The organism is Hornefia porci (genome assembly GCF_001940235.1).
Lineage (GTDB): Bacteria > Bacillota > Clostridia > Peptostreptococcales > Anaerovoracaceae > Aminicella > Aminicella porci.
In genome coordinates this window covers 1,811,419-1,833,287 of sequence record NZ_MJIE01000001.1, presented here as the reverse complement: position 1 = coordinate 1,833,287, position 21,869 = coordinate 1,811,419, and the positions used below count along the sequence as shown (strand labels likewise).

At 53.0% G+C, this 21,869-nt stretch carries 21 protein-coding genes and 1 tRNA gene; 5 read left to right on the top strand and 17 right to left on the bottom strand.

From position 1 onward, the window contains the following. Positions 1-125: 125 nt before the first annotated feature. Positions 126-1,985, bottom strand: coding sequence for an IS1634 family transposase (locus tag BHK98_RS08690; protein WP_075713433.1), 1,860 nt, complete (start codon positions 1,983-1,985; stop codon positions 126-128). A 562-nt stretch (positions 1,986-2,547) separates the two neighbouring features. On the opposite strand from BHK98_RS08690, the gene BHK98_RS08685 reads away from it, so the two are divergent. Then, positions 2,548-2,994, top strand: a complete 447-nt coding sequence (locus tag BHK98_RS08685; protein ID WP_075713431.1) for a hypothetical protein — start codon at positions 2,548-2,550, stop codon at positions 2,992-2,994. Between the two features lie 35 nt (positions 2,995-3,029). Continuing rightward, positions 3,030-3,458, top strand: coding sequence for an N-terminal phage integrase SAM-like domain-containing protein (locus tag BHK98_RS08680; RefSeq protein WP_075713429.1), 429 nt, complete (start codon positions 3,030-3,032; stop codon positions 3,456-3,458). Positions 3,459-3,538: 80 nt separating this feature from the next. Here BHK98_RS08680 and BHK98_RS08675 read toward each other — a convergent pair whose 3' ends face one another. After that, entirely contained in the window at positions 3,539-4,177 is a 639-nt protein-coding gene (locus BHK98_RS08675) for a Fic/DOC family protein (RefSeq protein WP_075713427.1), read from the bottom strand. Further along, positions 4,167-4,520 carry a helix-turn-helix domain-containing protein gene (locus BHK98_RS08670; protein WP_075713426.1) on the bottom strand — a complete coding sequence of 118 codons (354 nt, stop codon included), beginning with the start codon at positions 4,518-4,520 and terminating at the stop codon, positions 4,167-4,169. Before BHK98_RS08670 ends, BHK98_RS08675 begins: the two co-directional genes overlap by 11 nt. Positions 4,521-4,848: 328 nt before the next feature. Here BHK98_RS08670 and BHK98_RS08665 point away from each other — a divergent pair, with 328 nt between their 5' ends. After that, positions 4,849-5,196: a VOC family protein gene (locus BHK98_RS08665; RefSeq protein ID WP_075713424.1), complete on the top strand. Its 348-nt coding sequence runs from the start codon at positions 4,849-4,851 to the stop codon at positions 5,194-5,196. Positions 5,197-5,229: 33 nt separating this feature from the next. Next, a complete protein-coding gene (locus BHK98_RS08660; protein WP_075713422.1) occupies positions 5,230-5,760 on the top strand; it encodes a GNAT family N-acetyltransferase in 531 nt (176 codons plus the stop codon). 387 nt (positions 5,761-6,147) lie between these two features. Here BHK98_RS08660 and BHK98_RS08655 read toward each other — a convergent pair. The 9 genes from BHK98_RS08655 to srtB all read right to left on the bottom strand — a co-directional run bounded on the left by BHK98_RS08655 (position 6,148) and on the right by srtB (position 12,468). After that, a tRNA-Lys gene (locus BHK98_RS08655) sits at positions 6,148-6,223 on the bottom strand. A 328-nt stretch (positions 6,224-6,551) separates the two neighbouring features. Then, complete coding sequence (locus BHK98_RS08650; protein WP_075713420.1) at positions 6,552-7,106, bottom strand: phosphoribosyltransferase family protein; 555 nt, start codon at positions 7,104-7,106, stop codon at positions 6,552-6,554. A gap of 26 nt (positions 7,107-7,132) precedes the next feature. Continuing rightward, positions 7,133-7,483 carry a PaaI family thioesterase gene (locus BHK98_RS08645; RefSeq protein WP_158024482.1) on the bottom strand — a complete coding sequence of 117 codons (351 nt, stop codon included), beginning with the start codon at positions 7,481-7,483 and terminating at the stop codon, positions 7,133-7,135. Between the two features lie 308 nt (positions 7,484-7,791). Next, positions 7,792-8,556: a LytR/AlgR family response regulator transcription factor gene (locus BHK98_RS08640; RefSeq protein WP_075713416.1), complete on the bottom strand. Its 765-nt coding sequence runs from the start codon at positions 8,554-8,556 to the stop codon at positions 7,792-7,794. Then, positions 8,553-9,908, bottom strand: a complete 1,356-nt coding sequence (locus BHK98_RS08635; RefSeq protein ID WP_075713414.1) for a lectin-like domain-containing protein — start codon at positions 9,906-9,908, stop codon at positions 8,553-8,555. Before BHK98_RS08635 ends, BHK98_RS08640 begins: the two co-directional genes overlap by 4 nt. Continuing rightward, the gene (locus BHK98_RS13535; protein ID WP_158024481.1) at positions 9,905-10,057 is read right to left on the bottom strand and encodes a hypothetical protein; all 153 of its coding nucleotides are present in this window, start codon (positions 10,055-10,057) and stop codon (positions 9,905-9,907) included. The genes BHK98_RS08635 and BHK98_RS13535 overlap by 4 nt, the downstream gene beginning before the upstream one ends. Continuing rightward, positions 10,054-11,007 carry a hypothetical protein gene (locus BHK98_RS08630; RefSeq protein WP_075713412.1) on the bottom strand — a complete coding sequence of 318 codons (954 nt, stop codon included), beginning with the start codon at positions 11,005-11,007 and terminating at the stop codon, positions 10,054-10,056. Before BHK98_RS08630 ends, BHK98_RS13535 begins: the two co-directional genes overlap by 4 nt. Beyond that, positions 10,982-11,713, bottom strand: coding sequence for a LytR/AlgR family response regulator transcription factor (locus tag BHK98_RS08625; protein ID WP_075713410.1), 732 nt, complete (start codon positions 11,711-11,713; stop codon positions 10,982-10,984). Before BHK98_RS08625 ends, BHK98_RS08630 begins: the two co-directional genes overlap by 26 nt. Before the next feature lie 11 nt (positions 11,714-11,724). Continuing rightward, the gene (srtB, locus tag BHK98_RS08620) at positions 11,725-12,468 is read right to left on the bottom strand and encodes a class B sortase (RefSeq protein WP_075713408.1); all 744 of its coding nucleotides are present in this window, start codon (positions 12,466-12,468) and stop codon (positions 11,725-11,727) included. 264 nt (positions 12,469-12,732) lie between these two features. Between srtB and BHK98_RS08615 the strand changes: the two genes are divergently transcribed. Continuing rightward, a complete protein-coding gene (locus BHK98_RS08615) occupies positions 12,733-14,367 on the top strand; it encodes a phosphohexomutase domain-containing protein (RefSeq protein ID WP_075713406.1) in 1,635 nt (544 codons plus the stop codon). 282 nt (positions 14,368-14,649) lie between these two features. Here the strand turns inward: BHK98_RS08615 and buk are convergent, their stop codons facing one another. The 5 genes from buk to oraE form a co-directional block, all read right to left on the bottom strand. Continuing rightward, a complete protein-coding gene (gene buk / locus BHK98_RS08610; protein ID WP_075713404.1) occupies positions 14,650-15,729 on the bottom strand; it encodes a butyrate kinase in 1,080 nt (359 codons plus the stop codon). Positions 15,730-15,735: 6 nt separating this feature from the next. Further along, positions 15,736-16,584, bottom strand: coding sequence for a deoxyribonuclease IV (locus tag BHK98_RS08605; protein WP_075713402.1), 849 nt, complete (start codon positions 16,582-16,584; stop codon positions 15,736-15,738). After that, positions 16,571-17,662: an ornithine racemase Orr gene (gene orr, locus BHK98_RS08600; protein ID WP_075713400.1), complete on the bottom strand. Its 1,092-nt coding sequence runs from the start codon at positions 17,660-17,662 to the stop codon at positions 16,571-16,573. The genes BHK98_RS08605 and orr overlap by 14 nt, the downstream gene beginning before the upstream one ends. Before the next feature lie 21 nt (positions 17,663-17,683). Beyond that, positions 17,684-19,420 (bottom strand): GlmL-related ornithine degradation protein, encoded by a 1,737-nt coding sequence (locus tag BHK98_RS08595; protein WP_083628181.1) that lies wholly within the window; start codon positions 19,418-19,420, stop codon positions 17,684-17,686. Between the two features lie 196 nt (positions 19,421-19,616). After that, the gene (gene oraE, locus BHK98_RS08590; RefSeq protein ID WP_075713398.1) at positions 19,617-21,869 is read right to left on the bottom strand and encodes a D-ornithine 4,5-aminomutase subunit OraE; all 2,253 of its coding nucleotides are present in this window, start codon (positions 21,867-21,869) and stop codon (positions 19,617-19,619) included.

The window sequence follows — 21,869 nt, the reverse complement described above, 5'->3', positions numbered from 1 at the left end:
AGTGATTGACAATCCATGATATAATATCCCGTTTTCAACAGTTAAAGAAGACACCAACAGCGAGGTCCATTGGAATGAGATGGAACTCGCCGTTTAGTTGTGTTTCAAAAAGTTGTATGGGAATATCACATTGAAATTTTTCTGATTTTCTTGTTGAGATCCTTTGGCAGGTAGTTTTTCCGATCCAAATCCAGAGGAAGGACCCCGTTGATCGCGGTCAGTGCCCGGGAACCGGTATAGGTCGCCATATAGTACATATCCTGCACGTTGGCAACGTCCATGTTCTTGATGGTCTCAATGATATTGTCTGTGGTGAAGTGCTCCCCGGCATCATCCAGCTTCTTCTCCAGCAGACGGTAGATCAGAAGCGATGTGTAGCAGATCATAAAGTGTGCGGTGATGCGCTCCCGGTTGTGATGGTAGACCGGGCGACCGAAGAAGCTGGTCTTCATCACACGGAAACAGTTTTCGATCCTATGCCGCCGGGCACTGATCTCTACGATCGTCTTTGCCTCATCATCCAGATTGGTGGCGATGGCATAAAAACCATCATACTTTTCTTCCTCTGCGATGAGTTTCCTGTCGATCGCATAACGGTCAACGGCTTTCTCTCCGGCTTTTCCTCTGGAAGTACGCTTGATAAAGCGTGTCACATCGTGAGGCCCTTTCTTGTAGGTCTCAGGGTCAAGGTTCTTCAGAAGGGCTTCCGCTCTTGCAACTTGACGATTGCGAATATATCGCTGGTATTCCCTCATCTTTCGGGAGAAGGTGATAACCAGTTTCTGCTCCAGCACGCCTTTTACCTTGACCTGCTTCACCTTGCCGTTCTTGTAACGCTTCTCTTCGTACATATCCAGATCGACCAGGTTGTCTGCGTTGACGATCTTGTAGGCTTTGTCATCATAAAGACTGCGGTTTTTCGGTTCTTCGCGGTCAAAGGAGAACATCTTCTCCAGGGATACCGGGCGGTCATTGGACAACAGACGATAGTCACAGTCATTGAAAACCGCCTGCTGCAACCGCTCGGACAGTTTTTTGATGGACTGGGTGATAACGAAAGCCCTCCCTCCCATGGAGTTGAACTTGCGGATATTGTAGGACCCCAGCCCCGCATCCGCACAGTAGATGAAGGGCTTGCCATCGAACATCTCGGTCAGTTTCTTCTCCAGAGGGATGGCGGTTGTCTGTTCGTTATCTGATCCGGAAGTCAGACACATGGAGAGAGGAATGCCGTCAGAATCCATGAACAGTCCCATCTCTACCAGAGGATTGGGACGATGCTCCTTGCCGAAGCCATACTTGCGGAAACCTTTGATGATCTCTCCGGTCACCGGATCAAGGTAGTCATCATCGGGAGATTCGATCTCGAAGTAGAAGTTGGTGCAGTCATAGTAGCAGACGGAAGTATTTCTCTTCACGATGTCGTTGCTGTGCTCAAACAGATGAACCAGATAGGCATCGTAGTTCTCCTGCATCAGATCCATGGTCCGCAGGATATGCTGATAGTCGAAATCGGGCTGCTCATAGTAACGGTCCAGATGGCGGCAGGTATCCAGCTTGGAGCCGGGATGAAGTATGCGCGCATAGGTCAGGAACCGGTTCACCAGATCCGGATCGAATTCGATCTTACGCTCCCTGAGGACGGACTGAAAGAAGGAACGGATCTGCAGGTCATGATAGATCTGCTGCAGATAGAAGTAACCGATATTGCGCAGGGTAGAGGCAGAAGCGGGATCATCCGTCGCTTTGACTTTTTCATCGAAGTTGATGACCATTTCCATCGTTACCTTCTGTTTTTTCCACTCCTCATTGTATTTGGCGACCTGTTCTTTGGCGTAAGTCAGAGGATCGTCTGTGATCGCCAGGAGTTCCGAATGTTTCCCGATCCGAGCTACGTTTCGGGTCGAGGTCTTCTTGCCGTTGCGAAAACCCTGCTGGATGAAGTAGGTAGGATCTTTTGATTTTCTGTCATAGTTTAGTTTCATACTTACATAATATCACAAAATAGCATAGAATACAACACCATACAACTAAAAATATCAAAAATTTGACAAAAAATCCGTTGCACGTTGAAATACAATGGATCTGGAAAACCTACTCTTTATTCAACTGTTGAAAACCCGAAAATATTTTCCCGAAATAGGTTGCTTTTCTATCCAAAATTAAATATAATGAGGGTACAGAAGATTCTCCTCGTAGAGCATGAGGAGTTAAATCAAAAGAAAGCTCACTGAGAAGATACCCTCTACCATGCGTAGAGGGCTTTTTGTGGGAGCAGCTAAGGAGCGTAGAGTAACACAGATGCTTGTGGCGCGATATTGTACACTATTGAACATTATTGAGCATATTTTGTTACAAAAATTTACAAAAACTACTGGATAAAAAACGATCCCTTTGGTATAATACTAATACGAACCGAGTATTACGGTAAGAATATAATACACTCGTATGTTTAACTTCCGCGACGGACGGGGTGCAACTGCGTAGAATATTCGTCACTCGTATGGGGCTTGCCAAATGGCAAGCCCCATTTTGTTAGGAGGATTTATGAAAGTCGTATCTTTGAAGCCTCAGGAATTAAAAAAATACCTGGTTGAACCGGAAATGCTGCATAAAGCTAAACGTCCATGCGCTTTGATCATTAAGTTGATTTATCGCGGGAAGCGATTGGACTTTGCCGTTCCGTTTCGATCTAACATCTCGCCATCGGCGCCAACAGAACAGTATTTTCCGCTACCCCCAAGAGGGACAACGAAGGACGGACATCGTCACGGGTTGCATTATATTAAAATGTTCCCCGTTGATAAGACGAAGGTCGACAAATTCCGCATGGATGATATGTATTACAAAATTATATACGCCATATTAAACCGCAATGAAAAGAGAATCATTAAAGACTGTCAGGAATACCTACGCAGGTACGAGAATGGAATTCGGCCGGAGTACTCTACAGACATAGACCTGCTGATACAAATTTTAGAAGAAAACACATAGGGAAAAAATATCTCTTCCGCCAGAAGGAGACATATATGAAGATCGAGAAATACAAAGCAAGAGGAGAAATCCGTTACCGGTTCCGCGCATACGTCGGACTGGATACCTCCGGAAAGCCGATCCGGATCCAGCAGTCCGGATTCGAGGCAAAGAAGGAAGCGCAGCTCGCATATGCGGAAGCGGTCACAAGCATTTCCCCTACAAGAAATAAAAACATCACCGTTCAACAGTTATACAATATCTGGATCGAATCCTATAAAATCGGCGTGAAGGAGAGCACGCTTCGTAACACAGAACAGATTTTTCGCGACCATATTCTTCCGGAGTTTGCACAGTTTAAAGTCACCGAGCTGACGCCTATCCAATTGCAGCGCTTTGCTAATCGGACGGTTTCTGAAAGGATCTATCCCGACGAGCTCCGCGAGTCGCCCGGAAGGTCCCCTGCCAGAACGCCCCGGCTTTAGCCGGTTGGCGTTTACGGCGGACCGCACTGCCCGAACTGGCCTATCCAAGGAACTACCCAAAACAGGCTTCTTCGTTCTGATCAATCGTCCTCAGATAGGATGAGCAATGAGGCTGTCAATTTTGATTGATAATACGCATATTCTTCTGCAGGTATAACGCATTTATGGAATATGGTGATAAAGCCGGTGTTATCTGCTTTCTGGAAAGAATCGATACTTGCGGACAACATCTCTTCGTGCCTTGTCTTCGTCAAATCGAGCACATAGCCGCATTTCAAGCATAATTCTCTTGTAAATTCTCTTTGTGCTCTCCCGTTTCCCTCTCTGAAAGGATGAAGCGCGTTCAGATCTGCATAGTGAGCTGCCAGTGTCTCAATAAAACTGTCCCTGTTATCTTTATTGTTGTCACAGGAAAAATAAAAATCTCCGAAGACAGTTTCCGCATAGTCGTTTATAAACCGGGCTCTGCAAAACAGATTGTTTTTCCCAATATCAACATCTCTGATCTGCCCTGCCCAACCATATAGATCCTGAAAAATGAAGTGATGAATCCTTTTCAAATGTTCAAAATCGAAATCACCCTCAACCGGATGCAATTGGAGCCAGGCCAAGTTACCGCCGGTGGAAAGCGCCTCTATTCGTTTGAGTTTTTCCTCATCGCGGCAATTAAACTTATTGACCAATATGTTTGTTCCCGGATAAACATATTTATCTACCATTGGCCTGATATTTCTCCTTCAGTCTCTTCTGGAACTCTTCTCTCGTCACTTCTCCCTGAACGAGCTTGCTGATTTCGAATAAATCCCTCTCCTCAAGGTCAAGCTGCTCTAATGCAAGTGTGGCCTGCATCTGCCTTAATACATCCACTTCGGTTGGCGTAAGTTCTTTCCTGATGTATCCGTCATACATCATCACACGGGATATTAGAGAAACAAGGTAATTTGGCGGGGTTGTAACACCTTGTTCCCAATGCTGTATGTTCGCTACAGGTATTCCCAGATATGAAGCAAACTTATTCTGGCTCATATTTGTAGTATTTCTCAATTCTTTAATTGCGTTCATCATGTTCCTCCTATATACTTACAGTATATACTTTTAATATATAACCGTCAAGCAAACATCGATGGCAGTGTGCTTGACATTCAGTGCTTTTTTGAGTATTGTTTTGATAAGCATACAGATTCCTTTACGTAAGAGAGTTTTGTTGCAAAAAATATCCTACAGGAAATTGTATGCTTTTTCAATTGTTTTCAAGGGTCACGGCACTTCAGTCACCCACACATGCTGATGAAGAGCCAAGAATTAAAAAGCATGGGTTCGCATTATTGAAGATTAATTTGATAAATCGGAATTTGTTATATAATAAAGCTAAAGCAGGAGGATACTTTCGATGAAAATGGTACATATAACAATTTATACTGGATGTTTAGAAGACTCTATTGAGTTTTATGAAAATGTTGTAGGCTTAAATATCCAAGATGATTTTCGCCAGTTTGGTGGTAACATTGTGTTTCTTGCAAAAGACAAGGGAGATACTCAAGTTGAGCTGATTGATGATCCGAAAAAAGCATATAAGGGTGCTGGCATATCCATGGGGTTCCACGTGGATGATGTCGAAGTGAAGCGCGAAGAAATCATAGCAAAAGGACTACATCCAACACCAATTATTTCACCGAATCCACATGTGAAATTCTTTTTTGTTGAAGATCCAAACGGAGTAACTGTACAGTTTATTTAGTACTCTATAAATCTGAATGTCATGGAGGAACGAATGACAGGAACAAACGAGTTTACAACAGAGCGGCTGCTTTTGCGCAGATATAATTTGGACGATGCGCAGATTCTATATGATAAGTTCGGGCGCGATCCTCAAATGTATAAATATTCCGGCTGGAATCCCTATGCTACGAAAGAAATGTCAAAAGAAACCGTTCAGAGGTTTATAGACAGCTATAATAACACTGATTTTTATGGTTGGGCTATTGAGTATAAAGGAAAACTCATTGGCACGATTGGAGCATATGATTATGATTCAGAAAAGAAACAAATCGAAATAGGTATGAGCATAGAACGGACTTCGTGGGGAAATGGGTTTGCGACAGAGGCACTTGATGGTGTATTGAAATACCTTACAGCGCAAGAGGGTATTGAAGTAATAACTGCCTGGTGCGCTTCGGATAATACCGGTTCAATGAAAGCTATGCAAAACGCGGGAATGAAGCATACTTCCACTGAAAAGAGCACATTAGAAGTTAATGGAAAAAAATATGACAAATTGATTTTCAAGTATCTATTACCGTGACAAATTCCAGTTTGTAGCCGAGAATTAATACAATGAAAATGATAGAGATCAGTAACGTATTCACGAAGCTGATCCCTTTTGTTTCAGAAAAAAGCGACTCTGATGTCGCTTCTGTCTCTCCTAGTCAAACCATACTATCGTCGCAAACCCGCGTTTATAGAAGTAGTAGTTCGAATAGGAACGTTTTGGTACACCATCAGGGGGCTTTGCATCCTTGCTCTGCAAGTCTGCCGGTCTGCGGCTCCCCATTCGGTCTCCTTGACCCATCGGCTATTCGAACGTCCGCCGGACGTTTTCATTTATGCCGATGCCCTTTCGGGTTCGAGCCCCTGATGCGATTATATGTGGATAACGAAAAAGAGTACCGAATGGCACTCTTTTCATTATTGGTACACCATCAGGGGCTCGAACCCTGGACACCCTGATTAAGAGTCAGGTGCTCTCCCAGCTGAGCTAATGGTGCTCGTTTTATGAAATTCTGTGCCAGATGTCTGGCACATTTGATATAATACCATTTTACGCGGACCTTGTCAACCTGAAATCCGCAGTTTTTCGGGTTTTTTCGGGGTTTCCGATTACTGTCCGGAGGAAGCTCCCTCAGGTTTCAGGATTTCCGACGATCAGCGCTGATGTGCCTTCGGCAAAATCGCTCCCGGTAAAGTGCGCAGGCCGCCGAATATGCCCCTGTGTATTATTGATATTTCAGGCATATTCAGCGGCTGAGCGCGCATCAGCTGACCCGCAGTACCTGTAAATTCGCGGTTGCGGCAAAAAGACCTTCCGGAGAAGAATTATTCTTTCACGGTGCCGTCCGGATTGAACACCGGCAGCTCATTCAGGTAAGTGATATCGCCCCGGGTTGCAGCCTCCCCCTCTGCCAGAACGCACATACGTCCGACGATGGTCAGATCAATCTGCTTCAGCAGAGCCTCGATGGAATTCAGCGATTCGCCGGTGCTGACCACATCATCCACAATCAGAACTCTGCGGCCCTTCAGGGTCTCCACATCATCCTGGTCGATGCAGAGCTTCTGCAGATGATCGGTGGTGATGGAATCCACGCTGGTCTCGATCACATTGCGCATGTACAGCTTGAAGCCCTTGCGGCAGACGACATAATCTTTGTTCCCCGCCTGTCTCGCCATCTCGTAGGCAAGAGGGATGCCCTTGGCCTCCGCCGTGACCACCACGTCAAATTCCGGCGCCTTCGCCAGAAGCTCCTTCGCCGCGGCGCGGGTGACTTCCACATCGTTGAACATAATAAACGCCGCGATGTAAAGTTCGTCGTTGACCGGACAAAGGGGAAGCTGCCGCTTGCAGCCGGCGATTGTCATTTCATAAAACATTTTCAGATTCCTCTCTTTCACATCTTTCACTCATTGTAGTCAATTTCAACAGGCTTTGTGCCCACACGCATTCCTGTAGAGCGCACCGCCGCCACCAGAGTACTTGTGTCGTCAGTAATCTCAATATTGAAGCAGCAGGTGCGGCGGCCGTCCTTCTCACAGCGCGCCGTTGCGTAGAGCACGTTGCCTCGAGTACTGTTCATGAAGGAAATACTGCTGTCCAGCGTTACCGTTTCCGGATGCTCCGGATTTGCAGCCACCGCGAAGGCGAAGTCGGCCAGCGTATAGATCGCGCCGCCCATCACCGCGCCCCGGGCATTTTTGTGCTCCTCCCGGATAACCATCCTGCATTTGCTGTAATTGATATCCGCCTCCATGATCTCCATGCCGTTGGATGTGGCAAACTGGTCGTTCTCAAATACTCGCTGAATCTCTTTCAGTGGGATCGTGTCACTCTCCTTCCGCGGGGAAATTTTTCACCGCCTTCCCATTATATCACAAAATAAGAGCCGCGGCTTCATGCCGCAGCGTCTTTTTTTGTATATTCAGCTATATTTCAGATCCGGCTGTATTCCGAAGCTCCGCCGCCGGTGCATCCGACCTCGGCCGGCGGCATTACCGGCCTCCGCCGTCAGCGTTACCGGCTTCCGGCATCGGCGTCCATTCGACATTCTGCCGCCGGCGTTCAGAAGTCTACCGTCCTGCTCAGAGGTCCGTCGCTGCGTTCCCTGCGCAGACTCTGATAGATATACCGATGCCACTGTTCCTTCAGCCGCGGGCTTCTCCGGACGCTGATCGGGAGCAGGCTTCTTTTGGCGTCGTCCATCACGCAGAACCCGCCGTACATAGACAGAATATGTCCCATATTCACAAGGATTCCTTTGTTGATGAGGAAAAACCGTTCATCTCCGCGGAGTCGCTCCTGCAGCTCCTTCATCGTCATACGGATCCTGCACGTCCCCTCCGACCTGCTGTGAAGCTCGATATAATGCCCGTCGCTTCTGGCGTAGATCAGATCGTGGAACATCATGTGGCAGGCTCTGCGGTCGCAGGTATAGCGGAAGAACGGGGCCGCCTGCGGAAGCCGTTCCCGCAGGTCGCTGAGCACCTGAAAGATCTGCTCCTGCCCGAGCGGGCGGACCAGGTAGTCGAAGGCGTGACAATTCAGAGCCTCCGGCATGAGACTTTCATCCGAGGCAATAAAGACACAGCTCGTCGCGGGAGTTCTCTCCCACAGTTTTTCGACGAGCTCGATGCCTCTCATATCAGGCATGACGGAGCTGATAAACGTCAGATCGTACCTGCCCGGAACCATCTGCCGGAGCATCTGGTTTCCGCCCCTGTATATCGATATTTCCGTCTCGGGGAGGTTGTCCGAGGCCCAGTTTCCAATTACGTCCCGAAGCGCGGAAGCCGTCTCCGGGGTTCCTCCTGTGAGTGCGATTTTCATAAGTCTGCCGCAACCTTCTCCGGATCTGTGCCGGTGTTCATCATTGGCGGGGTTTCACTTCCCAGAATCTGATAATACACACGATGCCGGATAACGAGCTTGTCCGGCCTGCAGTTGTTGACCGCCGCCCGGAATGTCAGCTGAACACGCTCCCCCGCCTTCAGCCTGCCGATAAACCAGCTGACATGCTCTCTGCCGTCGACGCACCCGTAGTGCCCGGGGCTGTCCGTCGAATAGAAGTTCGTATACTCCGGCATATAACGGCGGACAAAGACGCCGACGGCGTCGGACGTGCCTTTGTTCTCCACCGTGATCGTATACCTGTATATTTTGTTGTCCTCTGCGTAACGGCTGCTCTGGCTGCTGCTCTCCTTCACAGAAAGCTCCGGCGGATCCGCGGGCGGATTCCGGTATGCGAAGTCGAAGAGACGGAGCTGCCAGTCCCCGTCCGGCTGGTCGTACCCGTAATTCACCGACCCTGCCACCGTCATATACACAGAGGACGTTCCGAATACAGCCTTCGGATCAAAGTTTTCATAGCGCATCGTGCGCTCTCCGTCCCCGCTTCCGTACCGCACCGTACAGCATCCCGTTCCGCTGTCTGCATCGGTAATCTCCCAGTCCATCGAGAAACTGATCGTTCCGCTGCTGATGGGAACCGCCCGGACCGGATGCTCCCCGTCATCGTTTTCCTTCCCGTCCGCACCCACCGTTGTCAGCGCCATATGCGGCTGACCGGCATCGCGGACCGCCGTCTGCCCGTCCGTGCCGTTGTCGCCGGTCAGATAGGTGTCGAATTCCAGAACCAGAGCATTTCGCACGCCGCGGGCTGCGTTTTCAATCCGGTAGACGCACAGCGATGAACCGTACTGCCCGGCGCCCGCCTCATATGCGTAATCCCTGTCCGGCTGAAACACGACGGCCATTCCGTCCGGATCCTCAGAGATCCGCGCCGCTCCCCGGAAGGAGAAGCTCCGGCTGAAGTCGAAGGTTTTCGTGGAGGTGGAGACAAAATTTACCCGATCCGCGCCGGACGGTCTGGAAATCGTAATCGTATCGCGGGCGGAGGATGAGGAAGAACCGGTGCTGACACAGTCCGAAAAACCTTTGTTTTTCTCACTGTCGCTGCCCGTGTCCAGTCCGCCCGTCATTTGAAATTCCGCAAAATCGATACCCTCCGCAGCAGGCGCTGTGTGAGATGTATCCTCTGCTGCGGATGCTGTACGGGCCGTTCCCTCTGCGGCGGTTCCCGCATGCACCGGGCTGTTTTCTCCGGGCATGACAAAGACCGCTCCGTACATTCCGAAGCATACCGCAAAGCATATCAAAATGGTCAGCAGTCTCTTTTTCATTCCTTCAAACCCCGGATATCCTTTTCCTCCCGAATCGTCAGATCGCTTTCAATATCGGCGACCCTGCGGCTCAGAACCCGGTACAGAACCGCGCCCGCCGCAATCACCGCCGCGAGGATTACCAGACCGATCACCCGTCTCAGAATCATGTGGATTCCTCCTCTTCCTTCTCCCTGCGTTTAGCGGCCGCCCAGAACAGTACCCGGACCAGCGGCAGCAGCAGAAGCGTCCAGAACAGCACCGCCGCGCCGTTTGCTCCCAGAATCGCAGCGTCTGCGGCGCCGAAGGGAACCGTCTTCCGGGTGCTAGAGGCTCCCATTCCTCCCACACTGTCCGAAGCGCCGCTTCCGGAGCTTCCGCCGGCCGTGCCGCTTCCGGATTTCGCCCCGGGCTTCGCTTTCGCGCGGGCGGAATCTGATACGTCTCCTGAATCATTGCTGCCGGAGGCGTTTTCCGAGTACGAGCCGGAAATCATCAGATTCCCCGTCACTGCACCGGAGACAGCGCCGTCCGATGCTCCGAACGCCGGACTCTGCCGGTACTGTACCTCCTTCGGATTATTGCGGCAGACCCTCTTCTCCAGCCCCGCTCTGCCGGGGGAAGCCGGACGCACCGTCTTCCATGCGCTCCAGTCGTGCCCGAGCGCCGGGACGACTCTGCTTTGTACATGCACCAGTCCCTGATGCTTGACGCAGGTCCGCGTCTCCCTGCCGTCAGCCGTGCAGGTCTCCTTCTTCACCGTTTTCCATGCTCCCCAGACATGCCCCATCGCCGGTATCCGCTCCGTATATGTGCGGCCGCATTTCAGGCAGGTGTACCGGCGCAGGCCGTCGCGGGTCTGTGTCGCGCGCTTTTCAAGCCTGACCTCATAGTCATGCTCACCGCCTTCGGGGCAGCTGTCTCCGGCGAACGCCGGAACCGCCGTGCAGCAAATCAGCAGAAGCAGCGCGCAGCAGATCGCCGGAACCGGTATGCGGCAGAGCGTATGCGCCAACGCCGCCGGCAGACGCAGGAACCGACACGCGGGCAGAAACCGACATGCGGACAGTGGTGCGCAGGCTCTGCCATTGCCTCTATTCCCGCTCATCCTGCCGTTCATCGCGCCCGCCTTTCATCGTCTTTTTCAGTTCTTTATAATATTTACGGCCGACCGGAAGACTTTCGCCGGTCGTCATCGTGACCTTTTCATAGGCGAAGGACTCGACATAACGAGCCGCAACGATGCAGGATCTGGAGATCCGCACAAAGCCTCTGGAGAACAGAAGATTTTCCAGTTTCCCTATAGTCGACACGAATTCAAAATTCGTATCCCTGTAGTATACGGTGACGATCTTCTGCGATACCTCGAAATAGCGAATCTCGTCGATTCTGATGTTCCGGTATTCTCCGATTCCGGTCAGCAGCAGATACTCGCTCCTTTTCTCCCGGGCGCTCTCCACTGCGCGGAGAAAGACCTCTCTCAGCCGTTTTTCCGACGCCATTTCCTTGACCAGATAATTCGTCGCTCTCACGTCAAACGCGTAGAACACGGCCTCCCGCGACGATGTGAGAAAGATGATCTCGCCCTCGTAGCCGTTCTCCCTCAGCTTCCTTGCGGTTTCAATGCCGTTAGTTCCCGGCATCCCAACGTCCAGAAACAGAATGTCCGTGTCCCGGACGACGTCCTCCGTGAAGAACAGGAGCTGGTCTCCGCTTTTGTATTTTGTAAAATCCGCCTCGATATCATTATCCCGGCATACCTGCTGAAGATCCCGCGTATACGCTTCGATCGCCGTTACTTCATCATCACAAATCGCAATCCGCATGATCCACCCCTTCAGTCTTTCTCAATCAGCTTTCCGTATACGACCACCCTCGCATTGTCAAATTCATAGGTGCAGGTGCTCATCATCACGATCCTGTCATCCGCAGAAACCTGTATGTCTGTCGTCAGCACCGTCTTTTCCCGGATCTTTTCCAGGTACGCTTCCTTTTCCTTCCGGGTCTCGAAGGTGCATTTGTACATGCTGCTCCGGGCAGGAATCGTAACCGCGGCGAAAATCACCAGATCGTACTGGTGCTTCGGCGTCGCCAGCTGCATCACCTTATGCTTCCTGTAGTAATCCTCCTCCCGGTACTTCACCAGCGGCTTGAACATGGAGCCGTCCTTCATCCGGTGTCCGTAGATAATCGTATTAAAATCGTCGAACGGCTTCGCCACCCTGTAATCGATGAACAGCGTGCCTTTGAAATTATATTCTTTATTCAGAAGCCGGTGCAGATAAAAGCTGTTGTCATCGCCCTGTACCACCGGATAGTTGATGACAGTACCCTTTGAATAGATCCAGGCCTTCACGTCGCTGTTTTTCTTTTTCAGCGCCTTCCAGTCGACATGGAGACGGTTCTCCTCAAGCTTCAGATCCGCGTCCTCTGCGATCTGTTTATATTCGCGGGTACCCTTCTGATACTCGTTCAGTATTGAAGCAACTTTAAACAGGCTGAATGCGATCACGCACAGCAGAATAACGATGATAACATCAAATAACAGATCCCCTTTTCTTCTTTTCCCTTTTCCGGTCATTGATGATACACTCCTTCGCCAATATTTTAACATAAATCTGACCTTTCGCCAACAATTCCTTGTCTGAACCACGGGAATTCAATATAATTAAAGTATCTGCGGTGCCTGCCGGCGCGCCCCGGAACCCGGAGGCGCGCCTACGCGCTGCCGGACGACCCTCCCGCAGCGCGGGCATTCCGCCCCGCCGGGGCGGAATGCGGCAGGCACATGCAGCCAGTTCAACATGCATCAGACAGAAGATGAGAAAGGAATACAGAAAATAAAATGTCCAATTACGATTTCAGAAAACTTCAGAACGGCAGCGACATACGCGGCGTCGCCCTGGACGGGATCCCCGGCGAGCCGGTCACTCTCACCCCCGCCGCTGTGGGAAGACTCGCAAAAGGTTTTTTGTACTGGCTGACACAGCAGACAGGCAAGACCCCCTCTCAGATGACCGTCACGGTGGGACGAGACTCCCGCCTTTCCGGCGAAGCACTGACAGCCGCCTTCTGCGACGCACTGTCTCCCTTCGGCGTCCGGGTCCTCAACTGCGGACTGGCCTCCACTCCGGCGATGTTCATGTCCACCGTCTTCGATGAATTCCGGGCGGACGGCGCGGTTATGGTCACGGCGAGCCACCTCCCCTGGAACCGCAACGGCCTGAAATTTTTCAGCGCTGAGGGAGGTCTGAACAAGGGCGACATCACAGACATCATCGTCTTCGCCGAGAGCGATCAGATTCTGGGAATGCTTCCGCCGGGAGCCGGTAACGCGCAGGTCCCGCAGACGCAGACCGGTGCGGATCTGATGGAGGTCTATGCGGCGCATCTCCGGGAGCTTATCTGCAGGGGCGTGGCGAAGGCCGCGGGAACAAAGGGCGATCCTGCCGCTGCGGGCAGTGCCGATGCAGCGGCCGCATCCGGTACTGCGTCCGGTTCCGGCAATCCCCGTCCGCTGGAAGGGCTGAAGATCTGCGTGGACGCAGGAAACGGCGCCGGCGGCTTCTACGCGGGACGCGTTCTGGCGCCTCTGGGTGCAGATGTATCCGCCAGTCAGTTTCTGGATCCGGACGGAACCTTCCCGAACCACGCTCCGAATCCCGAGAACAAAGATGCGATGAAATCTGTCTGCGCCGCGGTCACTGCCCACCGGTGCGACCTGGGCATTATCTTCGATACCGATGTGGACCGTTCCTCGGCTGTGGATGAAAAGGGCTGCGAAATCAGCCGCAACGGAATCGTCGCCATGGCCGCGGCGCTGATCGCGGACGAACATCCCGGAACCACCGTGGTCACCGACAGCGTCACCAGCGACGAGCTGCATACCTATCTGGAGGGCAGTCTCGGGCTGAAGCATCTGCGCTTCAGACGCGGCTACCGCAATGTCATCAACAAAGCCATAGAACTGAACAATGAAGGAACAGATGCCCAGCTGGCCATCGAAACCAGCGGTCACGCCGCCTACCGGGACAACTATTTCCTGGACGACGGTGCGTTCCTGGCGACCCGCATTGTTATCCGCGCCGCTGTCCTGAAGCGGAAGGGACAGGGGATTTCCTCCGTCATCGCCGCACTGTCTGAACCGGCTGAATCCGAGGAGGTGCGCCTGCCTATCACAGCAGAGGACTTCTCTGCCTGTGCGGACGGTGTGCTGGAGGCAGTCCGGCGCTGGGCTTCTGATCCTGCCTCCGCCCGGGACGCCGGGATCTCACTGGAAATCGTACAGCCGAACTATGAAGGAATCCGGGTGGCTTACCGCGGAGCATACAGCGGATGGTTCCTGCTTCGGAAATCGCTGCACGATCCCATCCTGCCGCTGAACATTGAATCCGCTGAACCAGGCGGCTGCAGCCTGATACGCCGTCTGCTGTCCGGCTGTCTCGCAGACACCGACGGACTTGACACATCCGGCTTGTAAAAGGTTCTGCGGGGCCGCGCTTTTTTGGTGAGGCGCTCGACAAGCGCGCATGAAAAAAACCGGTAAGCATTTTCCCGATGCCTGCCGGTTTTCATGTTATTATCTTAACCACTTTCTCCTTCAGTATAATCAGATTCCGGAGGAAGTGGCCTTTTTTTGCCTGAGTGGTAGGAAATCCGCCATGAACTACTGTGATGCGCCCCCCGAGGCGCGGTCAGCCGGCCTTTGTCAGCGCTCGTCAGACCGATGTCCGGCCGACGGGGATTTCACAGACAACTGCCGCTACAGCTCCTTGATCTCCTCTTCACCCGTCAGCATCCGCAGTGTTCCGGCCGCCAGCGCCTCCATCTCACTCTCGCCGGGCATAACCTCGATCGGCGCGATGTGTCCGCAGTACTTCTTGATCTTCTCGGTCAGCCACTTGGAATACGCCACGCCGCCGGTCAGAATGATAACGTCAACCTTGCCCTCCAGCGCGCAGGACAGCCCCGCGATCGACTTCGCCACCTGGAAGCCCATCGCCTCATAGACCATGGCCGCATAGCTGTCGCCTTCCTCGATCATCTTTTCCACTTCTCTGGCGTCCTTTGTGCCCAGATAGGAGTAGAGGCCGCCCTTGCCTGCGATCAGCTTCTCCATGTCCTCCTCTGTATGCTTTCCGTCAAAGCACAGCTGCTTGAACAAAAGCAGGGGCACGCCGCCGGAGCGTTCCGGCGCCATCGGACCGTCGTCATAGGCCGCGGTGTCGATGACCTTTCCGCCCTTCATAGCGTTTGCGGTGATGCCTCCGCCCATATGGCAGTTGATGAAGTTCATCTCCTTATAATCTTTTCCTCTGGATCTGGCGTATTTAATCGCCTGCGCCCGGGAATTCAGCAGGTGTGTGGCGCCGTACTTCTCGATTTCGGAAATTCCGGTCACCTTGGCGATATCCAGCAGGTCGCAGCCCATGGTGGAGTCATAGATGAACGACGGGATCCCCAGAGGCTGTGCGATGGAATACGCCAGCAGCGCACCCAGCGAGGAGGCGTGCTGCGGGAGTCTTGAGCTCGCCATCTCGTTATACATCTTGTCATTGATTTTGTAACCGCCGCCCTTCAGGCCGAACAGCATACCGCCTCTTCCTACAACAGCCGTCAGATTCTTCAGGTCATAGCCTCTGTCATTCAGCTCGTCCAGAATGATTCCCTTTCTGTAGTTCTTCTGGGAGGCGACTGTCGGGAATTCCAGAATCTTCTGCTCATCATGCACGATATTGTTCTCATACAGAATCTCTGTGTTCTGCTTGGTGTAGATCGTGATTTTCGTCGAGGTCGAACCAGGATTAATTACCAAAATGTCTTTTACTTCACTTGCATTCATGTCTGTCTAATCTCCTTTTCTCTTTAAAACTGCGATTTCCTTTCCATATCCTCTGATACTGTCCTGCGGTGTTTCCAGTATGCAGGGCAGTCCCTCAAGAGCAGGATGATGTATGAATTTGCGTATGGCTTCCAGTCCGAGAGTTCCCTCTCCGATTCGCGCATGGCGGTCCTTATGAGAACCCGGCGGGTTCATACTGTCGTTGATGTGCAGTGCCTTCAGCCGTTCCAGTCCGATTATCCGGTCGAACTCTTCCAGCACGCCGTCCAGATCATTGACAATATCGTATCCCGCGTCGCTGACGTGGCAGGTGTCCATGCAGACGCCGACCTTTTCGTCAATGCGGATTCCCTCTATGATCTGCGCAAGCTCTTCGAACCTGCTGCCGACCTCGCTTCCCTTTCCTGCCATGGTTTCCAGCAGTACCGTGGTTGTCTGGTCTTTAGATATAATATCATTAAGAAGGCTGTAAATCAACCTTATCCCCGTTTCCGTCCCCTGTCCGACGTGGCTGCCGGGATGGAAATTGTAATAATTTCCCGGAAGATATTCCATCCTCCGGAGATCATCCTCCATCACCATATGGGCGAATTCGCGGACACGGGCAGTCGCGGAGCAGGGATTCAGCGTGTAGGGCGCATGAGCCACCAGTCTGCCGAACTCGTGCTCTTTCATTATGCGCCGAAGAGCGGCCGCGTCCTCCGGATCGATGTCCTTCGCCTTTCCGCCTCTGGGGTTCCGGGTGAAAAAAGCGAAGGTGTTGGCGCCGATGCTCACGGCGTTTGTTCCCATTACTTCAAAGCCATCTGCCGAAGACAGATGGCATCCGAGATATATTTTGTTACCCGCGGACATATTCCCTCTCCACATAGGGGCTGGTCGCGACCTTGAGCATACCGCCGTATCCCAGCTCAAAGGTGACGACGTCCCCGACCTTGTAGTCTCTGTCGCAGTGTGTAACGTCCAGGATGGTATGGTCGGAGCTTCCTCCCATGATTTCAATCTGCGGATCCGTCGGCGTCATGCTGTCCAGATCCGTGTCCTGCTTTCCGACCGCGATAATCGCTCTCTTCATGATTCCGCGGTCCTCATAGTACGGCTTCTGGCCGAAGGCGTCCACGCCGACCTCGCCGATGGGCAGTGAGGGCTTTTCCTTCAGCTCCACGATCTGCGCCTGCAGTGTCACCGTATCGCCGACCGTGCCGGGGAGATCTGTCTCGTAGGCGGTGTCGTTCCCCAGCAGGAACGCTTCCCCAAGACGCAGATTGTTGATGCCCTCCGGCAATTCACCTTTGTCGATCAGATAAATCGAGCTGGAATTCCCGCCGGACACCATCTGCAGACGGATATCATATTTTTCTTCAATCTTTCTCGCAATCTCAACCAGCTGGGAAAGGTTATCATACTTCGGAATAATCGCTCCGTAGCACGTCAGGTTCACAGCGATACCGTACAGATTGATATGCTCCATCTGCAGGATCTCCTCCACGGCTTCCCGGATGAGATCCTCGTTGCGGAAGAATATACCTTCCCGCAGATCACCCAGATCGATCATCAGAACGATGTCGTGGACCTTTCCTGCTCTGCCCGCTTCCTCGTTCAGCAGGCGGATGGTGGAAAGCTCCGAGTTGAAGGAGATGTCCGCATATTGAATGACGCCCTCCACCTCATCGTGCATCGGGATGCGCAGAAGCACCGTCTTCTTGCCGTTGGCACGCGCCATATCGGCGTAGCTCGCCAGGTTTTTCACCCGGGAGTCCGCCATATAATCCACCTTCGGATCCCTCGCCACCAGTCCGGCCATTTCCGGATCGGCGCAGAGTCCCTTGGTGACGATCATCAGAGAACATCCTCCGCGGTCCTTGGTAATCTCCGCGACAGCGTCGAGATTGCCCTGCAGTTTTTTCAGATCTACTACCAGTTTCGGATACATCGTTTCACTCTCCATTCATTCTCATCGTCTGCTCTGGTTGTTTGGGCAGTGGGTGTGGGTGCAGATGTCGCACTCGCGGTTGCAGTTGTTCCAGGGTTTGGAGGCGTCTTCCCGCTTCTCCCGGTTCCAGCCGGGCTGCAGCCCGCCGCCAGCCTCGATGTCTTCCTTGGCAGGATCGTGATGACTCCCTTCCGGGCCTCTGGCGTTGGCGCCGCCGATGGGCTCCTCCTCCTTGTATGCGCTCATGTCGTAGCCCATTTCCTCCATCTCCCGGATGTGCTCCGCATACTCCTCTTCCTTTTTCTTCTTCGCCTCGTATTCGGCTTCAACATCCTCCATCGCTTTGATTGAGGACTTATAGATCTCGTCCTCAACCTTCTCCGGGAATTCGAAGTCGAGGCTCTTTTCCAGCAGCTTAATCGCCGCCTCGCGGTTGGTCTTGGACAGCACTCCCAGAGACGCCATGATGTAATCATTGTCCACCAGAACCTTTGCGTGGTCAGTCGGGAAAAGCCTCATGCCGGTGATATTCTCTCCCGGAATCTCTTCCATAATTTCCACCCGGTGAGGCAGCCGTGTCAGCGCACCTCCGGTTCCCACAATGTATTTGACCTGTGTCAGATCTTTGCCCTCTGCCACAGTGCTTCGGCCGGAGGGTCCGTAGATATACCGGAGCTGTCCGGCGTGCCGCTCCGTCGCCCGGAACACAGCCTCGCGGGTCAGCCTCTCAACCAGCTTGATTTCATCCTCATTCTTCGGGATCGCGTAGTATGTCTCCAGTGTCTTATCAAGGTCGATATGGAGCTCATTCTCGCATTCCTCTCTCAGTTTCTCCTCACCGATGGATTCGATTACTTTGTAGCGGTTTACAAAGACGCCCAGATCGCCTTCCACCGTGCGCTTGGCCTTCGGCTCCGGAGAGGTCATGATTCTGGCGACCTTGTCCGATTCCACTGCAACGGAATGCAGGTCCGTGGTCGCTCCGCCCACGTCCAGCACAATTAAGTCCCCGATGCAGTCGTACAGCACCTTTGTACACTCCATCACCGCGCCCGGCGTAGGAATGATGGGACCGCTGACCATGTCACGGACGTGTTCCATCCCCGGTGCATGGGTGATATGCTGCTCAAAGGCCTGCTGAATTACCTTCCGGCAGGGCTCTACATTCAGTGCGTCGATTTTCGGATACACATTCTCGACGATATACAGTTCCTGCTCGCTGTCCTCGAAAATCAGTTTAATTTCCTCCTGATTCTCGATGTTGCCCGCATAGATGACCGGAACCTTCAGTCCCATGCCGCGGATCATCTCGGCATTGTCCAGCGCGGTATCCCGCTCGCCGTAGTCCACGCCGCCCGCGATCAGAATCAGATTCGGCTGAATTTCCCGGATCTTTTTCAGGTCGGTTCGGCGCAGCCGCCCGCTGGTCACATAATGAATGATTCCGCCCGCACCCAGCGCCGCTTCCTTCGCGGCCTTGGCCGTCATATCATAAACCAGTCCGTGCACGGTCATCTTCAGTCCGCCGGCCGCGGAAGAAGTCGCCAGCATCTGTCCGTATTCAATGCTGCTGATTCCTTTGTTCTTACAAAGGTCGTCGACAGCGCCCTGAAGCCCGACCCTCACATCTCCGTCGAGTACAGAGGTCGGCGCCTGACCCTGTCCCCAGAAACACGGATGATCGGTATCCAGATCTGTGAATGCGTTGACCACCGTCGTTGTGGATCCGATTTCCGCTACCAATACGTCTACATTCATTTGCTTCTGTCCTCCAATGTCCTGATGATCTGCCGGTTTCCCGCAGATTCCTCCGTTTGCTTGCTCTTTGCCTGCTTCTGTAAAAGCTCTGCTCTAAAAAAATCCGGGACGGGTTCATGCCCGCCCCGGTGTCTCTGCTGTATTCGTACAAAGCCTTGCCCGCCGCGCCGCGTCGTTTCCGCCGGCGCCGCAGTTATCAGTCTTCGTCGATGCCCTTCAGGTGTCCTCCCGGGGGCAGCTCGCCGCGGCGTCTCATCGCCTCTTCGCAGAGGTATGTCGCTACGTCGATACCGTGGGAGTCTCTTCCGAAGCCTTCATCGATTCCGGTGGCGCGTGCATCCTCCGGGGATACCTGTGTTCCGCCTGCCGCGATGATGACCTTGTCGCGGATGCCCTTCTCGATGGCCAGCTCATTGATCCTCTTCATGTTCTTGTAGTGGATGTTGTCATGAGAGATGATCGTGGAGGCCAGGATCGCGTCGGCATCCAGCTCGACTGCCGCGTCTACCAGCTTCTCTACCGGTACTGAGGTACCCAGGTAGTTAACCTCGATTCCCCATTTCTCGATTCCGCCGTGCTTGATGTTGATGATCTCACGGAGTCCGACGGAGTGCTCGTCGTCGCCGACGGTTCCGCAGACGACTCTCATGTGATGATCCTTGAATTCCTTGTACAGAACCTCATCCGGCAGGTGATGCGGCGGCGGAGGCAGTACCAGGGACTTCGGATCGACATCGAAGGTCAGCTTGCCCTTGATCTCGATTCTCGTACCCTCGGCCGGGTGCATGATTTCCTTGGAGATGACCTCCGGTGAATCCAGACCCATCTTCTCTGCGATCTGCAGGCCGGTGGCCTCTGCGGTTCTCACGTTCGCCGGCACCATCATGGTCAGCATGACGACGCCGTCTCCGCACCATTCCATCTCAGGCTTGATTGCCTCACCGTCAAGATATTTCTTGACCTTCTCAAGTCTTACGTTGACGTTGTCGACTTCATCCAGCTCGTCGATGTAGACGATCTTGCTTCTGTCCTCGAACGTGCAGCCGCCGATCAGAGCGCTCGGGTTCTCCGGGTCGCCGCCGTACTGCTCCACGTTGTTGTATCCGAAGTGCGCCGTAACAGGAGCCATGTAGTCATCCTCTCTCGGGAAGATGAATCCGTAGCCTACGCCGCCCTTGATCTTTCTGGCGATTCCGTCGCCGTTTCTGGCGGGGTATTTCGCGGAATCCACGAAGAATCCCTGCTCAACTGCGTTGAAGTAACCGCCGACCTCGACGATCTCCTCCATGAACAGTGTCGCTCTTTCCTTGATTTCTCTCGCCATCTCACGGAGCGGTCCGTCCTTCTTCAGCTCAACCAGCTCGTTGAAGCCGTCCATGTATACGAAGGCCTGCTTGGCGTTGTCGATGGCTTCCATGTTGTAGATGTGCCAGGGAACGTTTCTTCCTTCGTCCGGTGTGATGGTGGACTGAATGTCCGCGCTGGTCAGCTTGGAGATGACCATGTTCATCACGTGTGTTACCGTCGCTTCTCTGACGGAGGAGCAGACGTATTTGGTGGTCTGCTGAGCTCTCATTTTGTATCTGCCGCAGATGTCTCTCAGCGCGACCGCGTAAGGCAGGTCGAGGTACATCGCCGGGGCAGGAGCCGCATCAGGAGGTACGGTGGACAGGGAGATGTTCTCCGGCTTGATTCCGACCTTCTCCGAGAACAGGGAGTTGATGGCGTGCTGCACGATCAGCTCCGGCATAACCTTCCATGCTTCTCTGGCGGTAGCGTTCGCGTTGTGTGCGCCGTCGATCTGCAGGATCTCTGCCCATGCCAGAACCTTCTTGGATTCGCAGGCGTCAACAAAGGATCTTACGCAGTTGATGTCTCTGTACAGAACGTTGTACTGCGGATCCTGGTGAGCTCCGTTGATGCCCTCCTCCGCGAACATGACCGCAACGTCCGGTCCGGCTACTCCGGATACGTAGGAGTGGTAGTTCAGCGGACGGCCGACCTCATCCTCGATGAGATCCAGAGCCTTTCTCTGGCATCTGACCTGTTTTCTGGTGATCGGAACGCCGCCGATTCCCTGAGGCGTACCTTCCATCAGGCCGTCGATATGGGACTGGCCCATGTGGCGGATAACCATGATATGGTCAGCGCCGTGCCACGCCGCCATTCTCATTCTTCTGATATCGTCCTCGAATCTTCCGGAAGCGATCTCTGTGGTGATGACCGGCTGCGGCTGCGGATCGATGTCGCCGAAGAACTTCGCCGGCGGAAGGCCGATGCCCTGCTTCAGCGGCTTGGACATGTCGTGGAACGTGAAGGGTCCCATCTCAAGATTCGGAGCCGGCTCTCTCCAGTGCCAGCCGTGTCTTCTCGGGGCGTAGTTTTCGAGATCCTTCAGGATTTCTCTTACGTCCAGTTTCTCATTCTTATTCAGTACCATATCTGCCAT